At 67.2% G+C, this 6,748-nt stretch carries 9 protein-coding genes; 1 reads left to right on the top strand and 8 read right to left on the bottom strand.

Translation table 11 applies throughout. The features are described from left to right. The 3 genes from AC08OO_RS21820 to AC08OO_RS21830 all read right to left on the bottom strand — a co-directional run. Positions 1-296 (bottom strand): hypothetical protein (locus tag AC08OO_RS21820; protein WP_476618999.1); only part of this gene is annotated, 296 nt, incomplete at its 3' end. An 11-nt stretch (positions 297-307) separates the two neighbouring features. Next, positions 308-733 (bottom strand): hypothetical protein, encoded by a 426-nt coding sequence (locus tag AC08OO_RS21825; protein ID WP_476619000.1) that lies wholly within the window; start codon positions 731-733, stop codon positions 308-310. Between the two features lie 223 nt (positions 734-956). After that, complete coding sequence (locus AC08OO_RS21830; RefSeq protein WP_476611572.1) at positions 957-1,805, bottom strand: hypothetical protein; 849 nt, start codon at positions 1,803-1,805, stop codon at positions 957-959. On the opposite strand from AC08OO_RS21830, the gene AC08OO_RS21835 reads away from it, so the two are divergent. Continuing rightward, positions 1,804-2,490: an HD domain-containing protein gene (locus AC08OO_RS21835; RefSeq protein WP_476611573.1), complete on the top strand. Its 687-nt coding sequence runs from the start codon at positions 1,804-1,806 to the stop codon at positions 2,488-2,490. The two genes, AC08OO_RS21830 and AC08OO_RS21835, sit on opposite strands and share 2 nt — an antisense overlap. A gap of 420 nt (positions 2,491-2,910) precedes the next feature. Here the strand turns inward: AC08OO_RS21835 and AC08OO_RS21840 are convergent, their stop codons facing one another. From AC08OO_RS21840 to AC08OO_RS21860, 5 genes are all read right to left on the bottom strand, one after another. Then, positions 2,911-3,330 carry a hypothetical protein gene (locus AC08OO_RS21840; RefSeq protein WP_476611574.1) on the bottom strand — a complete coding sequence of 140 codons (420 nt, stop codon included), beginning with the start codon at positions 3,328-3,330 and terminating at the stop codon, positions 2,911-2,913. Between the two features lie 207 nt (positions 3,331-3,537). Further along, complete coding sequence (locus AC08OO_RS21845) at positions 3,538-4,116, bottom strand: SNF2-related protein (protein WP_476611575.1); 579 nt, start codon at positions 4,114-4,116, stop codon at positions 3,538-3,540. A gap of 14 nt (positions 4,117-4,130) precedes the next feature. Next, positions 4,131-4,628, bottom strand: a complete 498-nt coding sequence (locus AC08OO_RS21850) for a hypothetical protein (protein ID WP_476611576.1) — start codon at positions 4,626-4,628, stop codon at positions 4,131-4,133. A gap of 555 nt (positions 4,629-5,183) precedes the next feature. Continuing rightward, positions 5,184-6,209 carry a tetrahydrofolate dehydrogenase/cyclohydrolase catalytic domain-containing protein gene (locus AC08OO_RS21855; protein ID WP_476619001.1) on the bottom strand — a complete coding sequence of 342 codons (1,026 nt, stop codon included), beginning with the start codon at positions 6,207-6,209 and terminating at the stop codon, positions 5,184-5,186. 20 nt (positions 6,210-6,229) lie between these two features. Then, a partial coding sequence (locus AC08OO_RS21860) for a hypothetical protein (RefSeq protein WP_476619002.1) occupies positions 6,230-6,748 on the bottom strand: 519 nt, incomplete at its 5' end.

Consider the following 6,748-nt stretch of genomic DNA (forward strand, 5'->3'; position numbering starts at 1 on the left):
GCGGGTGGCGCGGGGGGTTGCTGTGGCATCGCGGCGAGCTGACGTCGCACCTCAGCTACCTGCTCCTCAAGCGCCCGGATTCTGGCCTGCTGGCGCTCCAAGGCTCCTTGCTGGCCGACGAGAGCTACCTGCTGTGCGCGTAGCAGGTCGAACAGCAGACCGATGTTTGTGGGCCCGTCCAGCTGCGTGGGGAGCTCCAGCAACTCCGCCAGCACATCCGGAACATCCCCTAGCGCGACGCTGTTACTCCACAACGACGCGACGGCGGGCATCTCGGTGCCCGCCGTCGCGGTCAAGGGAGAGGGGATCAAAGCCAGATACGACCAGACGACGGTCCGATGACGGTGGCGGTCAGGTTGTCCCGCAGTCCCCAGCGCTTAGCGGCGGCCAGGAGTGCGTCGGCGGCAACGCGCACTCTGCCGGTCGCGAGCGCGGCCGTGACAGCGGTGGCGTCCACGACACGTTGTAGTCCGTCGGAGTACAGCAGCAGCCGCATGGCCGGTCCGAGGACCCGCACCTCATCGATCGCGCCGTCCTGCACGGTGCTGGTGACCATGTGATCGAACCCTGCGGCGATCCGGGTCATCCAGGGGTCCCGGCCGGGCTGGCGGAACTTTTCTCCGAGCGTGCGGTCCTGGGTGACCTGCCCCAGGGTTCCGCCCGGACGCAGCACGTAGGCCCAGACGTCCCCAGTCCACGCGACCACGGCGCCACCGGCGAGCCGATGCGCCACCGGCGAGCCGATGCGGCATCGGACAGGCGATGACCATCACCGCGTCGTCACGCTGCCCGGGTGCTGCGTCGGTGTACTCCCGCAATGCGGCCTCGCGGGCGGCGACGAAGCCGCCGTACGGCCCGCGCTGGACGCGAACCGGGGGCGGCCACCAGGACCGTTCCCGGGAGAACGGACATCGGTACCCCGGCAGAGCTGCTCTGCCGGGGTACCGACGGGTCGGTCAGGTGCAGTACCCGGTTTCGTCGCTACGCACGGCCCGCCGGTCGTCGTACGCGACGACGTACGGCTCGACGTGCTCGCACTCGCCGATCCGGTCGAAGATGAGCCGGTAGAGACGTGAGGCGTTCTGCACAGGCGTGGAGCTCCTATAGGGGTGAGGTTGGACGGCCGGCCATCCCCATCCCAGGCAGCGCCTTTTCGGTGTTCTGGGTTCGGGTCCGGTTACCCCAGGGTGATCATGCTGGAGACTGGTCGTCCCTGGTCGTCCCTGGTCGGGCACCCAGAGGTAGTCGCCGATGTCCGATGACGGCCACTTGAGGTAGTGCCTGTTGCCGTAGCTCGCGACCGCATTTCCGTGGCTGACGCAGAGCTTGGAGGTCTGGGGTGAATCGAGGAAGCATCCCCACTCAACCCTCTCCTCGATGGAGGCGAACGCCTCGTTCGGGGTCACACCCGGGAACACGATGCTGGCGGGCCGCCCGTCGAACAGACGCAGATGTGTTGCCCCGTCTGCGCTACCGAAGAGGATCATTCGTGCGATGCGATTATCTCCGAGCGGGGGGCGACTTCCCAACGATGGATCATGATTGATCGGATGCGTCTCCAGAGCGGGAACGCGGTGCAGCATCGGGCCCACAGAGACGGCGGCCTCCGGCATCACGCCGGCAAACGAACCGATCCGTTGGAACCGTATCCTGTTATGTCCAGGGACCGTCAGGAACTCCTTCGCGCAGCGAATGATCATGCGGAGAGTTACGCCGCCGCGCTGTGTTTCGGATGCTCGGACAGGCTTGTCGATCTCGCCTTCCATGAAGGTGGCGGCAGCGGAAAGAGTCGAGAAAGACCGCATGATTACTCTCTTCTTCGCAGCACGAAAGTCGATGACTTGGGCGATCGGGACGCAATCCGGTGATAAAATGCGCACCATGAGTTCGCTGCCCGGAGCAGAAGAAATCGAAGACCTACACAAAAGGCATGCGCCGACGCCGGAAGCGTTTGAGCTCGTCTACACGCATTGCCGAATCGTTCAGGAGATCGCCGAGCAGCTACTGCCGAGTCGGAGCGCGGCGGATCGCATAGACCCGGCGCTGGTACGCGCGGGGTGCCTGCTCCACGACATCGGGGTGTACCGGCTATACGACGTGAACGGGAATCTCGATCACGGGAATTACGTCAAGCACGGTGTACTCGGATATCAGGTCTTGAGGGACGAGGGTTTTGGCGAGGAACTTTGCCGGTTCGCGTCATGCCACACGGGAGTGGGTCTCACCAAGGAAGACATACGCCTTCAGCGTCTTCCTCTGCCACCCGAAGATTACGTTGCGTCGACGACGGATGAGCGTCTGGTCATGTACGCGGACAAGTTTCATACGAAGACTGATCCGCCGAAATTTCTGTCCTGCTCGGCCTACCGTAGGCAGGCCCGGCGTTTCGGCGAGGACAAGGTCAGAAAATTCGACTCTCTCGCCTACGAGTTCGGGCACCCGGATCTGCGGTGCCTGGCCGAGAGATACGGTTTTGATCTTGTCGGGTAATCGAGGCCGACCCGTTTCTCTTTCCGGAGTTCTGGCTACACTATCGACCCATCCTTCGATGCAGTCTTCTGCGTGTGTCCGGCGGGGGCTCCCTCCCCCCGCCCTTGCATTTAATAGAATACCACACATGTAAGCTGCGGAAGCGTGTTTCTGCGGATGCCCCCTCAGCGGCCGGGGTGAACGTGTTTGCGGTGTCCAGACGGATCGGCACCCGGGAAACGGGGATGGTGCGGCCGCCCCTGGACGCCCTGGCGCGACGTGCGGGGCGGGGAGACAGCCTGGCAAGGATTCCTGTCCGAAGGATGACGCTTCTCGCAGGTGTTTTCCCGGTGGTGACGCGGACGCCAGACGTGCCGGTGGCGCTGGTGCCGGTATCCGCCGCTGCGGTCGGGTCTGCCACGCCAGCGGTTCCCGGGAGGGTCAGCGGCCTGATCCCCGCCGGTTGTTCATGAGCGTGAGGACGTCGCCGGCGCGGTACAACCTTCCCTGCCTCGGCTGCAGGGGGCTTGCGTTGACCGTGTCGTGGACGGTCTTCCTGCTGACGGGGCGGCCGTCGGGCCAGGCGGCCCGGTTCGCGAATCCGCCGAGGGTGACCAGTTCGTCCGGATGACCGCCATAGATGATCTTCGGGGGTGGATTCTTGCGGGGCTGGGAGGCAACCCACTTCGCCACCTCGTCGGCGTCGTAGGTCTTCAGCCGCCGGCCGGGAGCGCCGTTCGCCCGCGGCCGGCTGCCCACTGGTTTCGGGAACGTCGGATCAGGTAGCCAGTTGACCCGGACCGACGACACCGCCCGACCGTGCCGTTCGGCGATCTCCTCGGCGGTGACTTGCTCTGCCATCCTCCGGCCTCCTACTCTGGAGCCGGCTCTATGGGAGCGGCTCCCCCGGCGCGGACCCTCTGCGGGGTTCGGGGGTGGCGGCGTGCCCCCGGTTTGGGTGCGCTCAGGCTGGTGTTCACCACCCCCATAGAGATTTCATAGAATGCCACGTCTGGGTGAGGAGTCTGCTGGTCGGTGGACAGATCCGAGCCTTTCTCCGCTTCAGATTCAGAGAAGGATCCGACCGAGCCTGTGCGGCTGGGAATCGTGGCCGCGGCCTGGCTGGCCAAGAACAATCCACAGCTGGAGGCCCACCCCGCCCGAGCCGCGATCCTCGTCGAGGCGACCGAGCATCGCCAGTTGGGCGACCAGTTCCTTGGGCCGGTTGAGCAGCGGGGTGCCGGATAGATCGAGCACCATCCCGTCGGCGGCGACGATCGGGGCGGCGAGCGCCGCGAGCGCCTTCGTCCGGTTCGCTTTCGCTTCCTTGCCATCCTGGCCCTCGTCGTGAATGAGTCCCCGCAGCCCGTGCGCGGCGAGGGTAGCCACCCAGGGGTGCAGGGTGTCAGCGGGTCGGGTCTTGTCGACGGTGCCGAGCGCGGCGGTACCAATGATGACGATGTCACTGCTGGCGGGAATCGGGCGGGGGGTGCGACCGGTGGCCACATGTACCCGCATGTCAGGGAAGAATCGGGCAATCTCCTTTCGCCAGTTCTCGGTCAGGGAGGGTTGGCAGACCACTACCGCTGGTAGCGCCCCGTCGACAGCGAGAGCGGCCATGCTGGACAGGGTCTTACCCCAGCCCATCTCATCGGCGATGATCAGCTGGCGGTGGGTGACGGCGGCGCGGATCGCCGGCCACTGCTGGTCTTTGATCTGCTCGTCGGGGCCAGGCCGGGCACCGGCATCGGGTCGGCGACGATCGCGCTGGCCGCCGCCCGGTTCGCTTCCTGACGGGCCTCCTCGACGGCCAGCAGCGCCTGCGCGTCGTCGGAAAGACTCAACCCGGCGGCGGCGAGGATCTCCCGCAGCCCGGTGGGATCGAGATGCACCGGGGGGTAGCAGTAGTTCTCCTGCCAGGCCTTCGTGTCGTTGTTGTATGCGTACAGTGCGTTGTCGACCGGGGAGAAACGTTCGGCGCGGACCTGCAGCTGTCCGTCGTGGACGGTCACATCCGGCAGGGCGGCTTCGGCTGCCGCGGCGGCTTCGGCCAGGTCGCGTAGCACCAGCACGTCGGCGGACAGCGGGATCCCGTGGGCCTCGGCGAAGTCGATGACCTGACCGAGAGAGCTGGATTGCCTGAAGCGCTGCCGCCTCACGGCGGGCCTTGGCGCGCACGTCGTCTGTCGCGTCGGCTGCGCCCGCCGCCGTCTGTAGGGCGTCGACACGGCGTGCGGTGGCGTCGAGGACCACGTTGACCCGGACGCGGGTACCGGCGTCCAACGGCTGCCCCTGTCGGGGGCGGCTTTCCGCGACCACCCCGAGCAACTCCACCACCCGAGTCTCGATCTCGTTGCCGCCGATACGACCCGCGTTGGCGAGGTCGGTGAACGCAGGCGTGTCCGGCCCCATCTCCTCCAGCCGGGCGATCAGCAAGGCCTGCCGGTCCCCTCGCTTCTGCCGCCAGGCGACGATGCCTTCCTGCCGGGTACGACGCGGCCGGGTCGAGGACGCCTCGTCCGCAGGAGTCGTTGAATCACGGTGTGCGGCAACTGAACGGTTCCTGGGTGGGCACCCAGGTGGCCGCTACCCGCTACCCGCTACTTGGCTGCCGGGCCGCCTCGGCTGCGGTAACGGCTGTCGTTGCGTGCGGCGCTGGACTGGGCGGTGCTTGAATCCAGTCCTGGTGCGGGACTCCCTGGTTTGCTTGATGGTCATCGGGCTCTCCCGCCTGGTCCACGGTCTGTACCGGGGGGCAGCCTGCGCTGCGGGTGAGCGGGGGTCGGCGGCGCAGCGCGGGGTGCGCGGGTGGGCGCGGCCCGGGTAGGGAAGGCGCTGCGTGTCGCTATCTGGCCGCGGGTGCGGTACGGGAGTACCGGTGCCGTCCAGGCTGGAAGGTCGGGTGCGGCCTCCTGGCGGGTGATGCGTTCCATGAGGACCGCCATCTCCACGGGGCCGACTCCCCCGGGCACGGGGGTGACGTACTGCGGAACGGCTGTGGCATCCGGGTGAAGGTCCCCGGCCACGGTGCCGTCGGGGCGGGGCATAAACCCGGAGTCGACGACAAGGCGGTGGTGAGGGCGGATGTGCTCCGGGGTGAGTAGATGCGGCTGGCCGGTGGCCGAGACGACGATGTCGGCCTCGTGCAGGGTGCGCAGGTCGTCGCCGACGTCCAGTTCCCGCACTGTGAGGCCCTGTGCGGTCAGGAGCCGTACGGCTCCCTGGCCGACGAACCCGTGTGCCCCGACCACCGCGATGGTCGGGTTGTCCAGGGCGAACGGGAGGACCAGCCGGGCGATCCCGTCCGCGGTCGCGCACGCCGGCTGCGGGGAACGGGCCTCCAGAAGCCCGTCGATGTCCTTGGCCGGTGCTATCCGCTGGACCAGCGGGGTCAGCCGTGGCGGCGGGGGGAACTGCACGATCATCGCGGACGTGCGGGGATCGTCGTTCAGGCGGTCGAGCAGGTCAGCGAAACGGGCCGCCGACACGGTGGGGGCAAGAACCTGATGGTCAACAGCGAAGCCGAGATGCGAGAAGGCCTTGACTTTCTGATCAGCGGAAACACGGGCGGCTTCCATGCGGAATCGTCGCAACGGCGGATCGGTATCCGCGGCGTCGAATCGGATGATTGCCACCCGTTTTCCGGTCGGCTCGATGACGTCCCGGTAAGGGGCAAGGTCCTCGCGTACCGAACGCAGCAGGGCTGTGCCCGACAGGCGATGGGTCTCAAGCGGGGGCATGCGCGCGGTGGAGCCCTTTCTCAGATGCGGACGGACCGCAGTTCGGTGAGGACCGCGGGGGCCGGATGTAGCTGCAACGGTGCGATGTCGTCGTGGACCTGCTCGGGCGAGAGCAGCCGGTGACCGCGCAGATCGTCCTGGAAGGTACCGCCTCGGTAGGCCATCGTGACGTGGGTGAACGTTTCCGGCCCGTCATCGGAATCAAACGAGGAGAACGGGCCGTGGTGGGCGATCCACACCACGCGGCTGGGATCAAGAACGGCGTAGGGCCGCATGCGTTCGAGGAAGGCGTCAGCCGCGGCGGGCATGTCCCCAGTCACCCCGCGGCTGTCGGGGTTGTCGGCCAGCTCGGACAGGATCGCCACCGCCGGAGCCGGATCCCGGCGCAGCAGCAGACGCGCCAGGCAGAACGCCTCGCCCCCGAGGGTGTGCGGCCAGGACAGCAGCATCGCGACCCGGCGGGTACCGGCAGCGTCGACGATCAAAGCCTGAATGCCAGTGGGCATCGTGTTCTCCGAGAGTGGTGGTGGGGGTGGAGT

It is taken from the genome of Frankia sp. CeCAU1 (assembly GCF_977971845.1).

Bases quoted from the DNA above. Each gene is read 5' to 3' on its own strand.
- AC08OO_RS21840 (WP_476611574.1), bottom strand. From the start codon at position 3,330: ATGGCAGAGCAAGTCACCGCCGAGGAGATCGCCGAACGGCACGGTCGG.
- AC08OO_RS21830 (WP_476611572.1), bottom strand. From the start codon at position 1,805: ATGCGGTCTTTCTCGACTCTTTCCGCTGCCGCCACCTTCATGGAAGGC.
- AC08OO_RS21835 (WP_476611573.1), top strand. From the start codon at position 1,804: ATGATTACTCTCTTCTTCGCAGCACGAAAGTCGATGACTTGGGCGATC.
- AC08OO_RS21855 (WP_476619001.1), bottom strand. From the start codon at position 6,209: ATGCCCCCGCTTGAGACCCATCGCCTGTCGGGCACAGCCCTGCTGCGT.
- AC08OO_RS21845 (WP_476611575.1), bottom strand. From the start codon at position 4,116: ATGGGCTGGGGTAAGACCCTGTCCAGCATGGCCGCTCTCGCTGTCGAC.